The 19,284-nt window shown below is 63.1% G+C and carries 21 protein-coding genes; 6 read left to right on the forward strand and 15 right to left on the reverse strand.

What is annotated here, in order from left to right; all coding sequences use genetic code 11:
* Nucleotides 1–37 precede the first annotated feature (37 nt).
* Both rfbA and rfbB read left to right on the forward strand, forming a co-directional pair.
* Nucleotides 38–919 (forward strand): glucose-1-phosphate thymidylyltransferase RfbA, encoded by an 882-nt coding sequence (gene rfbA, locus ACWAT4_RS32750; protein WP_212299858.1) that lies wholly within the window; start codon nt 38–40, stop codon nt 917–919.
* A 12-nt stretch (nt 920–931) separates the two neighbouring features.
* Nucleotides 932–1,996 (forward strand): dTDP-glucose 4,6-dehydratase, encoded by a 1,065-nt coding sequence (gene rfbB / locus ACWAT4_RS32755; protein ID WP_449729040.1) that lies wholly within the window; start codon nt 932–934, stop codon nt 1,994–1,996.
* Between the two features lie 78 nt (nt 1,997–2,074).
* Here the strand turns inward: rfbB and ACWAT4_RS32760 are convergent, their stop codons facing one another.
* Nucleotides 2,075–2,344: a hypothetical protein gene (locus ACWAT4_RS32760; protein ID WP_212299860.1), complete on the reverse strand. Its 270-nt coding sequence runs from the start codon at nt 2,342–2,344 to the stop codon at nt 2,075–2,077.
* Between the two features lie 303 nt (nt 2,345–2,647).
* Entirely contained in the window at nt 2,648–2,803 is a 156-nt protein-coding gene (locus ACWAT4_RS32765; RefSeq protein WP_212299861.1) for a hypothetical protein, read from the reverse strand.
* Between the two features lie 589 nt (nt 2,804–3,392).
* Between ACWAT4_RS32765 and ACWAT4_RS32770 the strand changes: the two genes are divergently transcribed.
* The 4 genes from ACWAT4_RS32770 to ACWAT4_RS32785 all read left to right on the forward strand — a co-directional run bounded on the left by ACWAT4_RS32770 (nt 3,393) and on the right by ACWAT4_RS32785 (nt 6,408).
* Entirely contained in the window at nt 3,393–3,566 is a 174-nt protein-coding gene (locus ACWAT4_RS32770) for a hypothetical protein (protein WP_212299862.1), read from the forward strand.
* A 216-nt stretch (nt 3,567–3,782) separates the two neighbouring features.
* A complete protein-coding gene (locus ACWAT4_RS32775) occupies nt 3,783–4,034 on the forward strand; it encodes a hypothetical protein (RefSeq protein ID WP_449729041.1) in 252 nt (83 codons plus the stop codon).
* A 265-nt stretch (nt 4,035–4,299) separates the two neighbouring features.
* A complete protein-coding gene (locus ACWAT4_RS32780; RefSeq protein WP_449729042.1) occupies nt 4,300–5,892 on the forward strand; it encodes an EAL domain-containing protein in 1,593 nt (530 codons plus the stop codon).
* A gap of 150 nt (nt 5,893–6,042) precedes the next feature.
* A complete protein-coding gene (locus ACWAT4_RS32785) occupies nt 6,043–6,408 on the forward strand; it encodes a VanZ family protein (RefSeq protein ID WP_449729043.1) in 366 nt (121 codons plus the stop codon).
* 54 nt (nt 6,409–6,462) lie between these two features.
* On the opposite strand, the gene ACWAT4_RS32790 is transcribed toward ACWAT4_RS32785, so the two are convergent.
* The 13 genes from ACWAT4_RS32790 to ACWAT4_RS32850 form a co-directional block, all read right to left on the reverse strand.
* A complete protein-coding gene (locus ACWAT4_RS32790; protein ID WP_433995308.1) occupies nt 6,463–6,888 on the reverse strand; it encodes a CHRD domain-containing protein in 426 nt (141 codons plus the stop codon).
* Nucleotides 6,889–6,975: 87 nt separating this feature from the next.
* Entirely contained in the window at nt 6,976–7,293 is a 318-nt protein-coding gene (locus tag ACWAT4_RS32795; RefSeq protein WP_449729044.1) for a hypothetical protein, read from the reverse strand.
* A 126-nt stretch (nt 7,294–7,419) separates the two neighbouring features.
* Complete coding sequence (locus ACWAT4_RS32800) at nt 7,420–7,866, reverse strand: hypothetical protein (RefSeq protein WP_212445947.1); 447 nt, start codon at nt 7,864–7,866, stop codon at nt 7,420–7,422.
* A gap of 151 nt (nt 7,867–8,017) precedes the next feature.
* Nucleotides 8,018–9,739 (reverse strand): methyl-accepting chemotaxis domain-containing protein, encoded by a 1,722-nt coding sequence (locus tag ACWAT4_RS32805; protein WP_212299868.1) that lies wholly within the window; start codon nt 9,737–9,739, stop codon nt 8,018–8,020.
* Nucleotides 9,740–9,744: 5 nt separating this feature from the next.
* Nucleotides 9,745–10,836, reverse strand: coding sequence for a protein-glutamate methylesterase/protein-glutamine glutaminase (locus ACWAT4_RS32810; protein WP_449729045.1), 1,092 nt, complete (start codon nt 10,834–10,836; stop codon nt 9,745–9,747).
* 17 nt (nt 10,837–10,853) lie between these two features.
* A complete protein-coding gene (locus ACWAT4_RS32815) occupies nt 10,854–11,708 on the reverse strand; it encodes a CheR family methyltransferase (RefSeq protein WP_449731295.1) in 855 nt (284 codons plus the stop codon).
* A 135-nt stretch (nt 11,709–11,843) separates the two neighbouring features.
* The gene (locus ACWAT4_RS32820) at nt 11,844–13,649 is read right to left on the reverse strand and encodes a methyl-accepting chemotaxis protein (RefSeq protein ID WP_212299871.1); all 1,806 of its coding nucleotides are present in this window, start codon (nt 13,647–13,649) and stop codon (nt 11,844–11,846) included.
* A 59-nt stretch (nt 13,650–13,708) separates the two neighbouring features.
* Nucleotides 13,709–14,191, reverse strand: a complete 483-nt coding sequence (locus ACWAT4_RS32825) for a chemotaxis protein CheW (RefSeq protein ID WP_449729046.1) — start codon at nt 14,189–14,191, stop codon at nt 13,709–13,711.
* A 31-nt stretch (nt 14,192–14,222) separates the two neighbouring features.
* Nucleotides 14,223–15,920: a methyl-accepting chemotaxis protein gene (locus ACWAT4_RS32830; RefSeq protein WP_449729047.1), complete on the reverse strand. Its 1,698-nt coding sequence runs from the start codon at nt 15,918–15,920 to the stop codon at nt 14,223–14,225.
* Nucleotides 15,921–15,958: 38 nt separating this feature from the next.
* Nucleotides 15,959–16,420 carry a chemotaxis protein CheW gene (locus ACWAT4_RS32835; RefSeq protein WP_212299874.1) on the reverse strand — a complete coding sequence of 154 codons (462 nt, stop codon included), beginning with the start codon at nt 16,418–16,420 and terminating at the stop codon, nt 15,959–15,961.
* Complete coding sequence (locus tag ACWAT4_RS32840) at nt 16,420–18,495, reverse strand: chemotaxis protein CheA (protein WP_449729048.1); 2,076 nt, start codon at nt 18,493–18,495, stop codon at nt 16,420–16,422. The genes ACWAT4_RS32835 and ACWAT4_RS32840 overlap by 1 nt, the downstream gene beginning before the upstream one ends.
* Nucleotides 18,492–18,857, reverse strand: coding sequence for a response regulator (locus ACWAT4_RS32845; protein WP_212299876.1), 366 nt, complete (start codon nt 18,855–18,857; stop codon nt 18,492–18,494). The genes ACWAT4_RS32840 and ACWAT4_RS32845 overlap by 4 nt, the downstream gene beginning before the upstream one ends.
* Nucleotides 18,857–19,180, reverse strand: a complete 324-nt coding sequence (locus ACWAT4_RS32850; protein WP_194477496.1) for an STAS domain-containing protein — start codon at nt 19,178–19,180, stop codon at nt 18,857–18,859. Before ACWAT4_RS32850 ends, ACWAT4_RS32845 begins: the two co-directional genes overlap by 1 nt.
* Nucleotides 19,181–19,284 lie beyond the last annotated feature (104 nt).

The following is a 19,284-nucleotide window of genomic DNA, read 5'->3' on the forward strand; positions in this document are numbered from 1 at the left end:
TATCTGATATTTTCAAGTTGGTAAACCAGAGGGACCTATGAAGGGAATCATACTCGCTGGCGGAACAGGCTCGCGCCTTTATCCCGTCACGACAGTGGTGTCGAAGCAACTGCTGCCGGTTTTCGACAAGCCGATGATCTACTATCCGCTGTCGACACTGATGCTCGCTGGAATTCGCGACATTCTCATCATCTCGACGCCGCAGGACAAGCCGCTGTTCCAGCGCCTGCTCGGCGACGGATCGGAGATCGGCGTCAACTTTTCTTACGCCACCCAGGAAACCCCGCGCGGTCTTGCCGACGCATTCATCGTCGGCCGCGAATTCGTCGGATCGGATTCCGTCGCCCTGGTTCTCGGCGATAACATCTTCTACGGCCACGGACTTCCGGAAATGCTCGCCAGGGCGGCGACACGCAAGAGCGGCGCCACGATCTTCGGCTACGTCGTCAACGCGCCCGAACAATATGGCGTGGTCGAGCTCGACAATGACGGGCGCGCGCGCTCGATCGAAGAGAAGCCCAAGCATCCGAAGTCGAATGTGGCCGTGACCGGCCTCTATTTCTACGACAACAGCGTGGTCGACATCGCCGCGGGAATCAAACCGTCGGCGCGTGGCGAAATCGAGATCACCGACGTGAATAACGCTTACCTCGCCCGCGGCGATCTGTTCGTCGAAGTGCTCGGGCGCGGCTTTGCATGGCTCGACACCGGCACCCACGCCTCGCTGGTCGAAGCCAGCCATTTCGTTCAGATCCTGGAGCAGCGCCAGGGGTTGCGCATCGCCTGCCCCGAGGAAATCGCCTTGCGGCGCGGCTACATCTCTCTCGAAGCCTTCAAGAAGGTGGCCGAGAAGACCGCCAAGAGCAGCTACGGCGAATATCTGCAATCGGTGGCCCGTTCCTTCGCCGCTCAAGACTGAGGCATATCATCCATGCGTTTCGAAGGCTCCACGATTTTCGTCACGGGCGGTGCGGGTTTCATTGGTTCCGCAGTCGTCCGTCATCTGCTCCGCGACACGCATGCGCGCGTGGTCAACATCGACAAGCTGACCTATGCGGCAAATCTCGAGTCACTCCCTGGCGCCGAGGCAAACCCGCGTTATGCATTCGAGAAGCAATGCATTTGCGAGGCTACCTCGCTGCGCAAGCTGTTCGAGAAGTACCAGCCCGCCGCGGTGATGAATCTGGCGGCCGAGAGCCATGTCGACCGCTCGATCGACGGCCCCGGCGAATTCATCCAGACCAACATCGTCGGCACCTTCACGCTGCTGCAGGAAGCGCTGCGATACTGGAGGGGCCTGCCCCCGGACCGCCGCTCCAAGTTCCGCTTCCTCCACATCTCCACCGACGAGGTGTTCGGATCGCTCGGCAAGGACGGCTATTTCACCGAGACCACGTCCTACTCACCGAACTCGCCCTATTCGGCGAGCAAGGCGTCGTCCGACCACCTGGTCCGCGCCTGGCGCGAGACCTACGACCTTCCGACCATGGTGACGAACTGCTCGAACAATTACGGGCCGTATCACTTTCCCGAGAAGCTCATTCCCCACATCATCATCAAGGGTCTCGCCGAAGAGCCGCTGCCGGTTTACGGCGACGGCCAGAATATCCGCGACTGGCTCTACGTCGAGGATCACGCCAAGGCGCTCACACTGGTGCTCGAACGCGGCGCGGTCGGCGAGACTTATAATGTCGGCGGCCGGAACGAGCGCACCAATTTGCACGTCGTGGAAAGCATCTGCGACCTGCTGGACGGGATGTCGCCGCGCGCGGCCGGCCCGCGGCGCGGCCTCATCTCGTTCGTCGCCGACCGCCCCGGTCACGATCGCCGCTACGCCATCGATGCTTCGAAGCTCGAGCGCGAGCTCGGATGGCGCGCCGACGAGAATTTCGAAAGCGGTCTGGCTAAAACGGTTCGCTGGTTCTTCGACAATCGGCAATGGTGGCAAGCCATTCTCGATCGCGGCTATCAGCAGAAGCGCATCGGCCTCGGATAGCGGGTCGATCCTCCCTTCGCGACGGCTGCCGTCTTGCACGCGGGCGACGGCAGCCTGACCGCATCGGTCCGCAAGAAACTAAAGGTAAGGCTGATCGACGCGGCTCCGCGCCATCCAGACCTTCCACGCATCTTCATGCTTGGCGTATAGCTCTAGCCAGCGCTGCTCTCCGGGAGCGGGTTGAGAGCCGCGCTCGATCCAGATTGCTCCGGCGCGGTCGTCATCCGGCTCGCTGTCGAGCCGCTCGAACTCGAAGGTCTCCTCCGGCGTAAGACCGATCAAAACACGCCGGCCGACTGCATCGACAAAATATCGCCGTGGCGCATTATTGTTCCTGATGCTCGTCATGGCGCACCTCTTTCGCGATCCAGGGGCGGCACGGATCAACAGGACACGCCCGCAAGAACCATGCGCAACCAAATGGGGACGTGCGTGGGGAACAATGACCGGCGCGGTCTGACCTTGCCGGATATGGTTACTGTCGCACCGCGCAGCGCTCGGCTGCCCCACTCAGAATGCACGGCCGTCGCTATTCGCGACGCGAACATTCTCATCTTCGAGTTGTGTCGAGATCATGATGGCGTTCGCTGATTTTGTCGTCACAGGTGGGAATTTTTGGGCAGCAGCGTGCTGCCGTCCTGATCGTTCGCATCAACTGACCAGCCAGAAGAAGAATTTCACCGACAGCAGGATGACGAAATAAGCCCATCCCACCATCGCGATCAGCGCAACACCGAGAAAGACACCTTCGAATGCCCGCTCTCTCATCTTCGCTAGAGGCTTTGCAGACAGCGTTTTTTGAAGCATCTCGATCTTCTTCTATTCGTATCGTTCGCACGATCATAGCCGAACGAATTCGACGATCTCGTGACGGATGCAGGCGAGAAGCGCCTGGTGTGCGCGCAAGCTCCGTCACGACATCGATCTTCAACGATTTTTGAATCGGCGCGGCGCGCAGCACCCGGCAACGGAACAAATTTTCCGATGATGCGTTCGATCAGAGCTCGACCTGATTCGATGATTTGCAATCTTGACGTGAAGCACCCGGATGACGGCATGAGAGGATTTTTCAAGCGGGCTTGCCCGGTCACGGGACGGTCTGCGCAGCCGGACGCGGCTGCGCAGCACCAGGTCGGAGAGTGGCGATCATCGCCGCTCGGCTCGACATCGAGAAAAACCCCGGAATTATACGGAGCGTCAGCGGCTGATTTCGTCGCGGTAAGGTTGAGCAGTTAGCTTAATCCGCGTTGTTTGTTGCGAAGTCTCGCCGATCGCATATCCATCTCTGCACCGGGCTTCCCCCAAGGGCCCGGCCCCACCCAAGCAAAGCCGTCGAGCGACATGGGTCCGCTTGGCGGCTTTGTCGTTGTGTCGATGCAAGAGGATCATTTCGGTTATGGCGCGGAAGCCCTGGTCGTTCAAGGAAGACCGCCGGCTCATGGAGCTGGCCAAGTCTTCGACGTCGCTGGAGGAAGCGGCGAAGCAACTCGGGCGATCGCCCGACGCGATCAAGCGCATGGCCTTGCGTCTCGGCCTGGCGCTGAAATCGAAGGCCACCAAGAAGAGCTAGCGCGCGCCCGCACAGGGTGAGCGGCGTTCGCGGACGATTGCCGTCGGCACTGGCCGGATACAACCGCGCGAAGCGACGTAGTCCGGGCGCTACGGCGCCCTCGCTCTCTCCACGTATGGATGTTAGACTATCCAACCGAACGTCGGCTGTTGCTCGCCAAGGGCGATCGCTCGATAGCCTTGGTATCCGACCGATCATTTGTGGGAGGATTGCACCATGTTGGCCCGCGCTCTTGCCCTAATTGTCCTCCTGGCCCTGCCTTCGATGGCGTCGGCGCAAGTTCCCGTGCATTTCGGATTTCCGAAGGGCGCGCCCTGGTGTGCGTTTGGCTTCGATTGCAGATTCCTGAACTTCCGCGAATGCGCGCGCAGGATCTACGATCCCGCACGCAACTGCCTCAAGAATCCCTACTTCGCGGCCCGCTATCCCACCGATGTAGACAAGGGCTGGTCCTACAATCGGCGGTGAACGGGCGGAGCCCCGAGCGGCCATGTGCTGAGGGGAGAGCCTGGCGCCTGCGCCGGCGGGCGAGCCTGCCGATAAGAGGAACTTGCGCGGCATAGCCCGCCTCGACCAGCGGAACTCTCGGCCCGCCCCAGTGCTGTTCCCCGGGGACGTGGAGACCGATCATCCTGAACATCAGGTCAAACGATCGCATGCGATCTCCTTAAACCCTATCTTAGCGCCTCCCAGGCTAGGGTGCCGCCACCCTTTGTTAACTTCCGCGGGCCGGATGACAGCAGCACGGCCGAGACTCTCATTGGCGGCGCTCGTGCTTGCGGGCATGGCAGCGTTCGCGCTCGCCGGTCACATCGCGGCGACGCGGTTCATCCACGATCAGCAGACGCGCCAGCTCGACGAGCTGACCGAAGTCGTGCTGCGCCGGTCCGAATTCGCCGTTGATTTCGCAACCACAAGCCTCGACGAGCTGGCCGGCCGCGGGCTCGCGACATGCGCGCCCGCCTCGCTCCAGGCGATCCGTCTGCATGTTTATCAACGCTCCGCCGTCAAAGACGTCCGCCTCGTCAATTCCGACGGCTCGGTGATCTGCTCGGCCTATTCCGAGACCCTCGAATTCGACAAGGGCTGGGTCAACCGGACGGACATGCTTGCATCGCGCGATTCGAAGCTGATGCTGTTCCGCGTCGAGCAGTTCGGCGGCGATGCACTCGGCGTGCTCAGGGACATCGGCGACAACAAGGCGCTGGTCGCCATTCTCGGCATCAACTCCAGCCTGTTCGACATCATGCCGGCCGAGCTGCGCGCCCATGGCGAAGTGCTGCTTGCGCTGAAGAACGGCGCACAGCTCGGCGAGTTCGCACTCGATGCCGGCAAGGCGCTGCTGCATCCGATCGACTTCGAGAAAAGTTCGGCGCGCTATCCGCTGCGCGCGGTCATCCGCATCGACAAATCGGTGCTGTCGACGTGGAACAGCGAAGCCTATTGGCCTGCGATGGCGGTCTCGCTCGCGCTCGGCTTCCTGTTCGGTGTCCTGCTGTCGCGGACCCGGCGCACGGAGGGCCCCGTCGCGGATCTCGACCGAGCGCTGGCGCGTGGCGAGTTCAAGCCCTACTTCCAGCCGATCTTCGATCTTCGCACCTCCGAGATCCGAGGCTGTGAGATCCTCGCGCGTTGGTTGCGCGAAGACGGCACTGTGGTTCCGCCGATGAATTTCATTCCACTCGCGGAATCCAGCGGACGAATCGAAGCCATGACCTGGCAGTTGCTCGGCCGCGCCTTGACCGACCTCCAGCCGCTGCTCAAGGCCGACAAGGATTTCAAGCTCTCGCTCAATGTCGTGCCGAGGCACATCCTCGGCGCCGGCTTCGTCGAAACGCTCCGCAGCACCGTCGCTGCGGCACGGGTTTCGGCACGCCAGATCGTGATCGAGGTGACCGAGCGCGACGAGCTCGACGATCTGGCGCGCGCCGCAGCTGTGGTTGCCGAGCTGCGCGACTACGGCTTCCGTATCGCGATCGACGATGTCGGCGTCGGCCATAGCGGGCTGTCGCGGCTGAAGGGGCTCGGTGCCAACACGATCAAGATCGACAAGTTCTTTGTCGATACCATCACGGTGGACGCCTCGACCACGACGATCGTGGAGATGCTGGTGGCGCTCGCCAGGGACTTCCACATGACCGTTGTCGCGGAAGGCGTCGAAACCGAGGATCAGGTCCGCGCCCTGATCGCGTGCGGCGTCGAAGAGGGCCAGGGCTATCTCGTCGCTGCGCCGCTGCCCTTTGCGAAATTCAGCGAATTGATGGCGGCGCGGCGTGGAGCGACCTCGCTCGCAGCTCCGACGCGAGACACTGCACGGGTGGCCTGACCGGCCGTTGACCCGAATTCGAACAGCCGTAATCCCGACCTGCCCCGCTGCGAACCAACGGTCATGAACGCGTCGTCGACGATGTAGGCTCCTTAACGATGTTCTCCGCTTTTGAAAGCGGCGCGCCGGTCGACCGGCTATGATCCGGCGATGCGCCGAAACCACCTCATCGCAGCTGCGGCCGTCTGCCTTGCGCTGATCGCCTATGCCACGCTTGCCACGCTTGCGGGCAGGCCGGTGCTGATGGGCCATGCCGAGGCGTATTGGGTCGTCGTCATCGAGCGCTTCAGCGCCTATTGCCTGCTCGGCTTCCTGCTGTCCTTCCTGCTGCCGGGGCGCTTCAAGCTGGCTTGCGCATTCGTGATTGCCGTCGCGATCGGCCTCGAGGCGTTGCAGGCGATCGTGCCCGACCGCGATCCGGGGGTCCTCGACGTGCTGCAAAAGGCGTCCGGCGGCATCCTCGGCATCATCCTCGCCCAGACCGTTCTGGCTTTCCTGCCCAGGCCGCCGTCCTGACCCGCGTAGAGTCAGCCGACATCGCAGGCGCGATGTGCAGCTTGGTCCAATAGATTACTTTGCCATCTGCCCGCGCAGCTCGCCGCCTGGATTGGCCGCGGTATGGATGTTCGCATACCATTTGCCGGCCAGGAGATCGGCAGCCTGCGTATCGGTGAGGGTCGCCGTGCCCTGGATCGGGCTCTGCGTCGACTTGAACGGCAGCGCGATGCCGGCGTTCTTGCCGGCTTCGCTCGGTCCATGGAAATGCGCCCCAAGCGCAGGACCGGTCAGATCCGCGTAGGTGACCGTGTAAGTCAGGACTTTCGTATTGGTGTCGAAAGCCGCCTCGGCCTTGCCGGAGCCGGAACTCGCATTGGGCGGCACCTCGTTGCTGCCCCTGAGTTCCGCTTGGAGCTTGACCACTTCAGCACTGGCCGCCGTCGCGAGAAGAAGCGGGAGCGCAAAAACCATCGCACCCGCCAGGCACACGGCTCTCATCATGGCAACCTCCCAGCCCGGATCCCGTTGGTTTCGACCCGTTCCGGTGTGAAACACCAAGGGGCGCGGTAAATTCCGGTTGAACGATTATGCCTGATTCGAACCGAGCCGACTGCTGCCGGAGCGTCGAACTGGCGCCATGCCGCGCCGCTCCTGATCGGAGGCGACGGACATCTGCCGGTGCGTTTCTCGCAGTGCCGTAATCGCGTCATCAAGACCGAATTCGGCTTCGCGAATGATCTCGAAGAACCGGGTCATCAAGGCGAAATCCAGCTTGACACGGGTGTTTCCATCGCGGCTTTTGCGACGATCGAGTAACCGATGCAGCGCCTGCGTCCTGGCTTCGGCGGCACTACAGCCAGTAAGCGCCGCGAGTTCGTCATATGTCATCCAGATCTGAGGCATATCCCTGTCCGCCTTTTGTTATGGGCCTCAACCTAGATTTCACATCTAAAAGCACTCTTGCCGCGGTGCGGCCGCCGCATGCTTTCGCGACAACAACGTCAACGCAAAGCTAAGGCGCGGGAAACATCAGGACGCAGGAGGCCTGGAGGGCGTGAACGGTGCTCGCGGCCGCGACCGGCTGTCGGGCCCCCTGGGCAATTTGTCGGCATTGAGCTTCACGATCGCGCATTTGGCGTCGGCCGGCAGGACCTCTTCCTGGCTATAGATCAGCGTGCACTCGAATCCGACCTCGGGCGCCTCCCTCGCCGTCCCCGAACATGTCGCCATCGCGCCGCTGCAGACGCCGGAGAGATCGACCTCGACCTCGTCAGGACCGAATACGCTCGGATTGCCCTCGGTATGCCGTTTCACGGTGAGTACAGCCGTGAAGCGTTGCTGATTGACCTGATAGGAGCCGCCATAAGTGAAGAAGGTGTCGCGGCCCGTGATCTGCCCATCGACCAACTCCACGAGGCCCGTGCCCTGACCGCGCGCGGTCCGGAACCAGGCAGCGTATTTGCCGTCTCTCAGCATGAAGACATCCACCGTAAAAATTTCAAATATATTTGCAACCAACTCTGGGGCGCGACAATGACCGACGCGGCGCGTATTCCGCCACGGTTAACGCCCTGCAAAATCAATCCGTCAAATTGCCGTCGCCGCATGCGCGACTTCGGCGGCGGGATCAGAACAGTTCTATCCCGTCATCCGCCGCCTCGATCACCTCGGCCCGGCGGGCGGCAGCGGTCGACGAAAGCCCGAGAGATTGCAAAAACTCCCGGTGGACATCGCGCTCGCGCTCCATGGTGTAACGCGCGAACAGATCGTCGAGCAGCACCTCGTCTTGTGGCTGCGGACGATGCGCGCCTGCGCTTACGGTCTCGAGGCGCGCAGCGACGGCGGGCAGCGTCGCAGAGCTCTCGCCGAGCGAGCTCATCAGACCTTGCGCCGAATTCATCAGCCCCTCAAACTCGGCACCTTCGTCGACGAGCCGGCTCATCAGCTTGCCGAGCCGTTCATTGCCGGCCTCGACCTCGCGCAGCGCCTGAAGGATCTGCGGCTCGAGGTTAGCAAGCTGGGTAGGATCGCCCTGAACGCGGAGCTCCTTCAATTCGTTGGCGGACCGCTCGATGCCATCGAGCACTGGCCGCAAGCGCCCGGCGCCGGCCGAAACCTGGTCGGCGGTCGCCTTGAGCTCGTTGGCGATGACGACGAAGGCGCTGCCGCGACTGCCGAGATGGCTCGCCTTGAGGCCCGCATTCATGCCGATCAGCGTGATATCGACCGAGGCTTCGGCCAGGCCCGCAATGGCCTGGCGGAATTTCGCCAGCGTCTCCTCGACGACCGCCAGCGCCTCGTCGACCGCGTGGCCGCCGTTCTCGCAAGTGGCGATCAGGGTCGAGGCCTGGGCCAGCGTCTGCTTGATGCGGGTGAGGAACGACGACGAGGAGCCGTTCTCGCCGCCAAACAGCGAGCGGCCGTGACCGACGACGCTCCCCGCATCATGCAGGATCGCCGACAGCGCCCGGATGATCTGGTCGATATCGCCGCCGAACTCGCGCTGGGCGTCCCTGAGCTGGGTCGCCTGCAGCCGGCGGATCGCATGCGCGCCGTCTTCGCTCGCGGTCGTCCCCGGAACCAGACTTGGCTCCGGGCCGGAGGAAAGACGCAGACCATGACAGACATGTTCGAGCCGTTGCCGCGTGCTATCACCAGCCTGCAACGAAATGATCGCGCTGCCGACCGCCTCGGCGATCTTCCGCGTGCTGCCGCTTGCGAGATCGGCGAGATGGCTGCTCTTGCTGCGCTGGTCGCGCAGGCCGGAATAGGCCGCACCGAGTTCGGCGCTCTCTGCGACCAGCTGATCGCCGTAGCGACTCTCGAACTCCTTCTGCCGGCCGGATGCGGTGGCGACCGCCTCCGACAGACGCTGTTGGTCCCGCGCGCAGCCCTCAATCGAGCCCTGCACGGCCTTGCCAAGGTCGTAGGCTTCCTGTGTGAAGGCGAGAAAGCCCTCGCGATCGCCCTCGAGCGACGCCGCCTCGATCCGCGCACTGCGCGCGATGATGGTGATCATCTGGATATGCTTGAACAGCGACTTCAACAGCGCGGACGCCTCGGTCGTGCTCTTGCCGATCATCGCGAGCAGCGCGCTCTCGGCCGGCAGTGCCTGCGCCAGCTCACTCAGCCGCGCCGCGATCTCCTGCAGCGCGGTTGCGGCGCCCTCGATCTCGGCGCCGGAGAGCTCCCCGGAAAGAGACGCGAGACCCAGATTCAGCTCCTTGAAGATGATGTGGCCGCGACCGAGCTCGTGGCCGACGCGCGCAAACACGTCCTCGATGCGCGACGAGACGGCCTCGACCGCGGCGATCGCATCCGTCAAATTGCCGGCAGAAGGAGCAGTCATCGCGATCAACCCGCCGTCGCCGCGTGCCCAACCTGATACCAGTGCATGATCTCGCGCGGAATGTGGTGCAGCGCGACCACCTTCTCGACTCCACCATGAGCGATGGCTTCCTTGGGCATGCCGAACACCACGCAGCTCTCCTCGTCCTGCGCCCGGGTCGAGGCGCCGAGCTTACGCATCTCCAGCATGCCGCGTGCGCCGTCGTCGCCCATGCCGGTCATGATGACCCCGAGCGCGTTGGCGCCGGCATGCTGGGCCGCGGAGCGAAACAACACGTCGACGGAGGGCCGATGCCGCGACACCGGCGGGCCATCCTTGATCGCGACCTGATAGCGCAGGCCGATGCGTTGGAGCAGCATGTGGCGGGCGCCCGGCGCGATGTACGCGCAGCCCGGCAATACCGGCTCACGATCCTCCGCCTCCTTGACGCGGATCTGGCAAATGCTGTCGAGCCGCTTGGCGAAAGCAGCCGTGAAGCCCGCCGGCATATGCTGCACGATCAGAATGGGCGGACAATTCGCCGGCAGCATCTCGAGGACGTCGTTCAGCGCTTCCGTGCCCCCGGTCGATGCACCGATGCATACGATGCCCTCGGTCGCCGGCCTGATCTTTCCCTGCACTGGAGGGGGGATGATGGCGTCGGCTGTCAGCTTCTTCTCGATCACTCGCCGTTCCGTGCGCGGCCGCACACGCGCGCGCGCTGCCGACTTCACGGATTCACGCAGCCGGGTGGAGCACTCGAGCAACGCCTGTCTCGTGTCGATCTTCGGTTTCGGCACGATGTCGACGGCGCCGGCCTCGAATGCCTCGAACATCACGTTCGAGCCTTCCTCGGTGAGCGAGGAACAGATGATCACCGGGATCGGACGCTGCGCCATGATCTTCCGCAGGAACGTCATGCCGTCCATGCGCGGCATCTCGAGATCGAGAATCATGACATCGGGGATTTCGTCCTGGAGACGCCGCGCCGCCACGAACGGATCGGACGCCGTCGCCATCACCTCGATGTCGGGATCATCGTTGAGGATCGTCTGAAGGATTTGGCGCACCGACGCCGAATCGTCCACGATCAGTACGCGAACTTTCTCCCTCGGCATGATGAATGTGCTCCCGATCAGACCTGGAAAATGGTCGGCTGAACTTGCTTCAGCCCTGGAACGGCACTGTGAACCATCGACTCGGAATGTCCTACCAGCAGATATCCTCCCGGCCGCAGGTGACTGCAAAGCCTTTCGACGACCTTTCGTTGCGTCGGCTTGTCGAAATAGATCAGCACATTGCGGCAGAAGATCAGGTCGACGTCCCGGTCGACGGGATAGGACGGATCCATGAGGTTCATCCGCATGAAATGCGTCATGCGTCGCAATTCCGGTACTATCCGCACCTCGCCACGCGACTTGTCGCGTGAGGATAGGAAATATCGCTTCACGAACGGCTCCGGCACGGGCGCCAGCACGTCGCGGGTGTAGATCGCGGTCTTGGCGAGGCGCAGCACCGCGGTCGAGATGTCGGTCCCGAGGATGCGATACTGAAACCGAGATCCGTTCCGCGTCATATCGTCCAGCACCATGGCGGTGGTGTAGGCTTCCATGCCGGTCGAGCTCGCCGAGCTCCAGAACTTCAGATCCGCATTCTTGCTTCCATGCGACTTGAGCAGCGCCGGAATCGCGATCTCCCGCATGAAGTCGAAGTGCTGCGGCTCGCGGAAGAAGTCGGTCTTGTTGGTCGTCACCACATCGATCAGATGGGTGAGTTCAGCCTCGAAATGATCGGCCTCGAACAGGTTGTCGACATATTCGTTCAGGTCGGAGAAATTGAGCGCACGCACGCGCTTGTGCAGGCGTCCTTCCAACATCAACCGCTTGCCCTGCGGCAGCTTGATGCCGACCTGACCTTCGATCAGTTCGGCGATGGTCCGAAAATGACGGTCCGATAGATGCACAGCCGCATCCTGCACGGCCGGCATCATGGCCGCCAACCCCGGCCTCGAAGGCCCGCATACAGGGAATGTCGGGCCAAACGGGCCATCTTGAGTCCTACGTGTTCACTTGACAGCAGAAGACAGATAGGCCCGCCTCCGAGGCGGACCTATCCCAGAAAACTCTCAACGCTGAAAATCGGCGTCCCGATCATCCTCGCCGTCGTTCATATCGAAAGCAAAGCCGCCAGCGCCGGCGACCTTCATCGCGCGTGCCGGCTTGGCCTGCGGTTTCTTGGCGGGACGCTCGGCCGCCGCCATGGTCGCAGCCTTGGCGCGGAGCTGATTGACGGCCCGGTCGATCGGCGCCGGCGTTTGACTCCTGCCGCCCTGCTCGATGCGGAAATAGGCGATCGTCGACTGAAGCTGCTCAGCCTGCGAGGCGAGTTCCTCCGAGGTCGAGGACACCTGCTCGGAGGCACTGGCGTTCTGCTGACCGACCTTATCGAGCTGCTGGATCGCCTGGTTGATCTGAGCGGAGCCGACGTCCTGCTCACGGCAGGCCGCGGTGATCTCCTCGACGAGCTCTGCCGTCCTCTTGATATCGGGAACGAGCTTGGACAGCATGGAGCCTGCTTCCTGCGCCACTTTGACGGTGTCGGCTGACAGCGTGCCGATCTCGGCGGCAGCTGCCTGGCTACGCTCGGCAAGTTTTCGGACCTCGGAGGCGACCACGGCAAAACCCTTGCCGTGCTCGCCGGCGCGCGCGGCCTCGACCGCCGCGTTGAGCGCGAGCAGATCGGTCTGGCGCGCGATCTCCTGCACGATGGTGATCTTCTCTGCGATGGTCTGCATCGCGTTGACGGCGCGGCCGACCGCTGCACCGCTGGCTTCGGCGTCCTTGGCCGATTGCGCCGCGATCTTCTCGGTCTGGTTGGCGTTGTCGGCATTCTGCTTCACGTTCGAGGCCATCTCCTCCATCGAGGACGACGCCTCCTCGGCCGACGAAGCCTGCTCGGTCGCCCCCTGTGAAAGCTGCTCGGCGCTGGCGGACAGCTCCTGGCTGCCCGCGGAAACATTCTGTGCCGCCGTCAGGGCTTCCGAGACGATCTGGCGGAGCTTCACCACCATGCGCTCGAGCGCGAGACCGAGCGTATCCTTGTCCGACAGCGGCTTGGCTTCAACTATGAGATTGCCCTGTGCGATCTCGTTGGCGAGGGCAGCCGTCTGGTTCAGATTCACCGTCATCGTATTCAGTGACTTGATCAGGTCGCCGATCTCGTCATTGCTGGATGAATCGATCTTGTGGCTGAGATCGCCGACCGCGACAGCGTCGGCCAGTCCGACGGCAAGCGCCAGCGCGCGGCTGATATTGAGCGCGATCCAGAACGCGGCCGCCGCGGCAATCACAAGGGACAGGCCGACCAGCGCAAGCAGCATGGTGATCGCCCGGCTGCCTTCCAGCCGAGCCTCAGCGCTCTCCTCGGCCATCGCCTTCTTGACGTAGCTGATGTAGTCGTTCGCGGCATTGAGGGCCTGCGTCGTCGTCTTCAGGCCCTGATTCATCGAATGTTCGGCGGCTTTCACCTTATCCTGCTTGGCCATCCTGATGGTTTCGTCCTGCACCGTGTTCGACGCGGTATAGGCGACGGCAAATGCATCGATCATCTTCCTGCCGGCTTCACTCGCACCGGCATAGGTCTCGTCCTTGACCTTCAGCGCCGTTTCGCGAAGCTGCATGATCTGGCCGATGAACTTATCCTGGTCGGCCTCGGTCGCGGCAAGAATCGTGTTTTTCTCGGCCCGTACCTGGAGAAGAACGCTTTGCTGCAACTCGGAGACTTTGGCCAGACGGGCCGCGCGCGCCGACAGGTGCTCGGCCGTGTTGACGGTGTCGCTAAGCTTCAGGTAGGCGACGGCACCCGCAATCATCGAGAGCAGGATGACGACGCCAAACGCGCTGGCGAGCTTTGCCTTGACAGTGAATCTCATGGTCGATCTCGTCGGTTCGAATTACGGGTACTTATCGGCAACGCGTCACGCATATCAATTCAGGCGGCCCGGGATGCGTCGGTGTTGGTGCTCTCCGGGATCCGGTCATGCGCCATCAGCTTGGCGAGATCGAAGATCACGACGAATTTCTCGCCCTTGCGGCCGATGCCGACCGCATAGTCGGACTGCCATTTTCCGCCCACCTCCGGGATCGGCTCGATCGCCTGCTCGTCGATGTCCGTGACCTCGAACACGCAGTCGGCGACGAAACCAACGCCGACGAGACGGTCCTTCATCGGCACGTCGAGGATGATGATGCGGGTCGCCTCGGTGGCGGCGATCGCCGGCAGGCCGAGCTTGGTCCGGAGATCCACGATCGGGTAGCCGGATCCGCGCACGTCGATCATGCCGAGCAGGAAGTCCGGGGCATGCGGCAGGCGCGAGATCGGCCGCATGTCGAGAATTTCCCGCACGTTGCGGATGCTAATGCCGAACGTCTCGCCGGCGAGCCCGAGCGTCAGATATTGCGAGGTTGCGGCCATGCTTGGGTCCGGGCTCCGATGGTTCTGGGGGTCAGCGCTGAAACTCGGCGTCGCGATCGTCTTCGCCGTCCTGCATGTCGAAGGCGAAACCGCCGCCGTTTGCGACCTTCATCGCACGCGCCGGCTTTCGAGCGGGCACCGGCTTCTTCCCGCCGCGATCCGCCGCCTGCATCTGCACCGCCTTGCTGCGGAGCTGGGTGACCGCGCGGTCGATCGGCGCGGGCGCCGCACTTTCACTGCGCCCGCCCTGCTCGATGCGGAAGAACGAGATGGTCGACTGGAGCTGCTCGGCCTGCGAGGCCAGCTCTTCCGAGGTCGAGGAGACCTGCTCGGAGGCACTGGCGTTCTGCTGCCCGACCTTGTCGAGTTGCTGGATCGCCTGGTTGATCTGCGAGGAGCCGACATCCTGCTCGCGGCAGGCGGCGGTGATCTCCTGGACCAGCTCGGCGGTCTTCTTGATATCGGGCACGAGCTTGGACAGCATGGAACCGGCTTCCTGCGCCACCTTCACAGTCTCGCTCGACAGCGTGCCGATGTCGGCCGCGGCAGCCTGGCTGCGCTCGGCGAGCTTGCGCACTTCAGAGGCGACCACTGCAAAGCCCTTGCCATGCTCGCCCGCGCGGGCGGCTTCGACTGCAGCATTCAAGGCGAGCAGATCGGTCTGACGCGCGATCTCCTGCACGATTGTGATCTTCTCGGCGATGGTCTGCATCGCCTGGACGGCGCGGCCCACGGCGACGCCGCTGGCTTCCGCATCCTTGGCCGACTGCGCCGCGATCTTCTCGGTCTGGTTGGCGTTGTCGGCGTTCTGCTTCACGTTGGAGGCCATCTCCTCCATCGAGGACGACGCCTCTTCGGCCGACGAGGCCTGCTCGGTCGCGCCCTGCGAAAGCTGCTCGGCGCTGGCGGAAAGCTCCTGGCTGCCGGCAGAGACGTTCTGGGCGGCGGTGAGCGCCTCGGCCACGATCTGCCGGAGCTTCCCGACCATCATGTTGAGCGACTTGATGAGGTCGCCAATCTCGTCATTGCTGGCAGAGGGGATCGTCTGATTGAGATCGCCGTCGGCCACTGCTCCGGCGAGGCTGACTGCGCGGCCGAGGGAGCGGCTGATCGAGATCGAAATCCACAAGGCGGCAGCGATCGCGACCATCAGCGAAACGCCGAGGAGGGTCATCAGCATGAACTGGGCCTGATGTCCCTCTTCCTTCGACACGACCGCCTGGTCCGCCATCTGCTTCTTGGTGTTTTCGACGTAAGCGCCCATGGAGTCGAGCGCTTCGTTCACGATTCTGCGTCCCTCGGTCGTGGAGCGATCCGCCGCCTTGACCTTGTCGGTCTTGGCGATCCGGATCGTCTCCTCCTGATACGCATTCATCTTGGCGTAGGTCACGGCAAAGGCGTCGAGCAATTTCTTGCCCGCCTCGCTCGCCAGGGCATAGACCTCATCCTTGGTCTTCATGGCGGCCTCGCGGCGCTTGGCGGCATCGGCTGCTGCCTGCTCGACCTCGCCCTCGTTGCCGATGATGGCGTTCTTTTCCGCACGAAGCTGGATGAGAATGTGCTTTTCGATCTCTGTGGCTTTTTCCATGCGCTTGGCGCGCAGGACCATGTTGTCGGCCGTCGCCATCATGTCGCCGAGCTTCATGTAGGCGACGCCGCCGGCGACCATCGACAGGACGATGACCAGGCCGAACGCGCTGGCAAGTTTCGCCTTGACCGTAAATCTCATATCCAGCCCCTAACCCCAGTCTCGCCCGAGACTCCGTTTCAATTCAGAATGCGTTCCATGTTCGGAACGATGACGAACTCTTCGCGCCATTTCGCGATAAAGCGAATGAACTCCGGCTTCCAGTGCATGCCGACGCGCGGCGTCTGCTGCACGTCTGTCTGCGAGATTTCCGTGACCTCATAGACCTTGTCGGCGGTGACGCCGACCAGCACGGGCTCGTCGTCGAGCTCGATCTCGATGACGACGATACGCGTATCAGCGGAGTCCTCGAGCTGCGGCATGCCGAAACGGATGCGCAAATCCGCCAGCGGAATGACGTTGCCGCGCACATTGATGACGCTGGGAACGAAAGCGCGCGCGCCGGCCACCTTGGTCACGGGCACGGGATCGATGATCTCGCGCACGAGACCGGCGTCGAGCGCGAATTTCTCCTCGCCGAGACCGATCATCACGACCTGCATCGCGTCGGCCCGGTGCTCGACCGCCAAACCATCCGACATTACGCCGCCTCGCTGATGTGTTGCCTCTCGACCTTCGACTGCGCCAGCGTGACCAGCTGCGCGACGTCGAGGATCAGCGCCGCCGTGCCGTCGCCGAGAATGGTCGCCCCGGAGAAGATCGTGACGTCCGAATGCAGCTTGGAGAGTGACTTGATCACGGTCTGGTGGTTGCCGATAATCTGGTCGGCGACGAGGCCGACGCGGGTCTCGCCGGTCGAGATGATGATCGTCTTCTGGTGACGGTCCGGCGCACCGGCCGACGACATGATCTCGCGCAGGCGCAGGAAGGGAACGAGATTGCCGCGCACGTTGAGGAAATTGCGGCCGCGCGAGCGCTCGTCCTCGGCGGTCAGCTCGACGCATTCCTCCACCGCCGACAGCGGAATGATATAGCGGCCTTCGCCGACGCGGATCAGCAGGCCTTCAATGATCGCCAGCGTCAGCGGCAGGCGCAGCGTCACGGTGGTGCCCTGGCCCGGCTTGGTCGACAGGTCGATCGAGCCGCGCATGTTCTCGATGGTGCGCTTGACCACGTCCATGCCAACGCCGCGGCCGGACAGTGCCGAGATGGTCTGCGCGGTCGAGAAGCCCGGATGGAACAGGAACTGGTGGATCTCGTGATCGGAGAGCACGGCGCCGGCGGCGATCAAGCCCTGCTCTTCGGCCTTGGCGCGGATACGGGCGGTGTTGAGGCCGCCGCCATTGTCCTTCACGGTGACGAGCACCTGTGCGCCGGAATGGACGGCCGCGAGCTCGATCCGGCCCTGCTCCGTCTTGCCGTTCGCGGAACGGGTCGCGGTATCCTCGATGCCGTGATCGATGGCGTTGCGGATCAGATGCACCAGCGGATCGGCCAGGCACTCGATCATGGTCTTGTCGAGCTCGGTATCTTCGCCCGAGGTCACGAACTCGACCGGCTTCGACAGGTCGCGCGACAAATCGTGGATCAGGCGGCGGAAGCGGCCGAACAGCGAGCCGATCGGCACCATGCGCGCGCCCATCGTGGTGTCGCGCAACGAGGAGGCGAGACGCTCGATCTCCTCAGCGATCATCTTGATCGAGAGATCAGAACCGGAAGCTGCGAGCTGGGTCAGCCGCGCCTGGGCAATGACGAGCTCGCCGACGCGGTCCATCAGCTCGTCGAGGCGCTCGGCCTGGACGCGGACGGTGGCGATGCCGCGATCGTCACGCTTGGCTTCGACCTTGGATTCAGGCTTGGATTCAGGTTTGGGCTCCGCCTTTGCGACGGGCTTCTCGACCGCGGCGGCCGCAACCGCCTCGACGACCGGTGCCGGCGCCTCGGCCGCCGGGGCAAGCTCCTCGTCGAGAAGCTGGAACAGCGGCGCCGGCGCAGGCGCTTCGACATGCTCCAGCGGCGAAAGCGTCAGCTTCATCTCGTCCGAGACGAACATGAAGACGTCGTCGATTGCGTCCTTGTCGCAGGCTGCGTGCAGCTTGACGTCCCACTTCAGATAGCAGTCTTCTGGCTCCATCTCGTCGAGGAATGGGACGCCGTCGGTGATTGGCACGACGAAGCAGGGACCGAGCTTGCAGAGATCTTCCAGCAGGTCGAGCGGGTTCGAGCCGTTGCGCAGGATGTGGGATTCGAATTCCAGGTAGAGTTGCCAGCCGGCCTGCTTGCTCTCGACAGCTGCCAGCGGCGGCGCTTCAACAATCTCGGCGACCGCTGCGACGGGCTGATCCGAGGATACGAAGCGCTTGAGGTCGTCGAGGATGGCTTCGCCGATGATATCGTCGGTCGATTGCGGATCTTCGATCAGCGCGCGGATATAGTCCTTGGCGGCAAGCGCCACCGAGATCAGCTCCTGGGTCGGCTTGATCTCGCCCCTGCGGACGCGATCGAACGCAGTCTCGAATTCGTGAGTGAAAGAGGCAACCTTGTCGAAGCCGAACATGGCGCCCGAGCCCTTGATCGTGTGCAGAGCGCGGAAGGCGGAATCGACCAGCTCGCGGTCGTCGGGACGCTGGCCGAGATCGAGCAGGGCCCCTTCGAGGACTTCGAACAGCTCGCTGGCTTCCTGGCGAAAGACCTCGGTCGGGTCCATCGCGCTCATGCGCGCACCAGTCTTGCGACGACTGCGAGCAATTGCTCAGGCTTGAACGGTTTGGTGATCCAGCCGGTGGCGCCGGCGCTCTTGGCCTCCTGCTTCACCGTGTCGTTGGACTCGGTGGTCAGGAACACGATGGGCATGCCGACCGCGCTCGGCAGCTTGCGCAGCGCCTTGATCAGCTCCAGCCCATTCATGACAGGCATATTGAGGTCGGTAATGACGAGGTCGAGCTTGCCGGCTTGCGCCTTGGCGAGACCTTGCGCGCCGTCGCCGGCCTCGATCACGCTGTGACCGGCCGGCTCGAGCACGACCTTGATCATCTGCCGGATGCTGGGAGAATCGTCGACCGTGAGAATCGTGGCCATCAGATGCCATCTTTCTTTTGCGGGAAGTGCTGATCGATCATCGCGTCGCTGGCGAATCCGGCGCGGCGAAGGGTGTTACGCAGAGATTGGGAGAAGGAGGTCAGGACCACCGGGCGGCCCTGGGCGTCGCCGGTCTTGGCGGCCGACAGCAGAAGCTGGATCGAGGTCACGTCGGCCTTGTCGACGCTGGAGCAATCGATCTCGAGCCGGTCCTGCCGGCCGAATGCTTCGCGGATCAGGTCGTAAACACTGCGGATCGCGGCGATGCTGCAATCTGCAGGCAGCCGTAGGGACCACTTCGGCTCAGTGACATCAGACGACATTCGTCCCCCAGATTTGCTGGAATTCGCTGCAACTACCGAACGAATCCCACACGACGACTATTCGGGGGGAGAGTATGCAAACCCCTAATGGAATCCTCCGTACA

Source organism: Bradyrhizobium sp. T-1, from assembly GCF_053592855.1.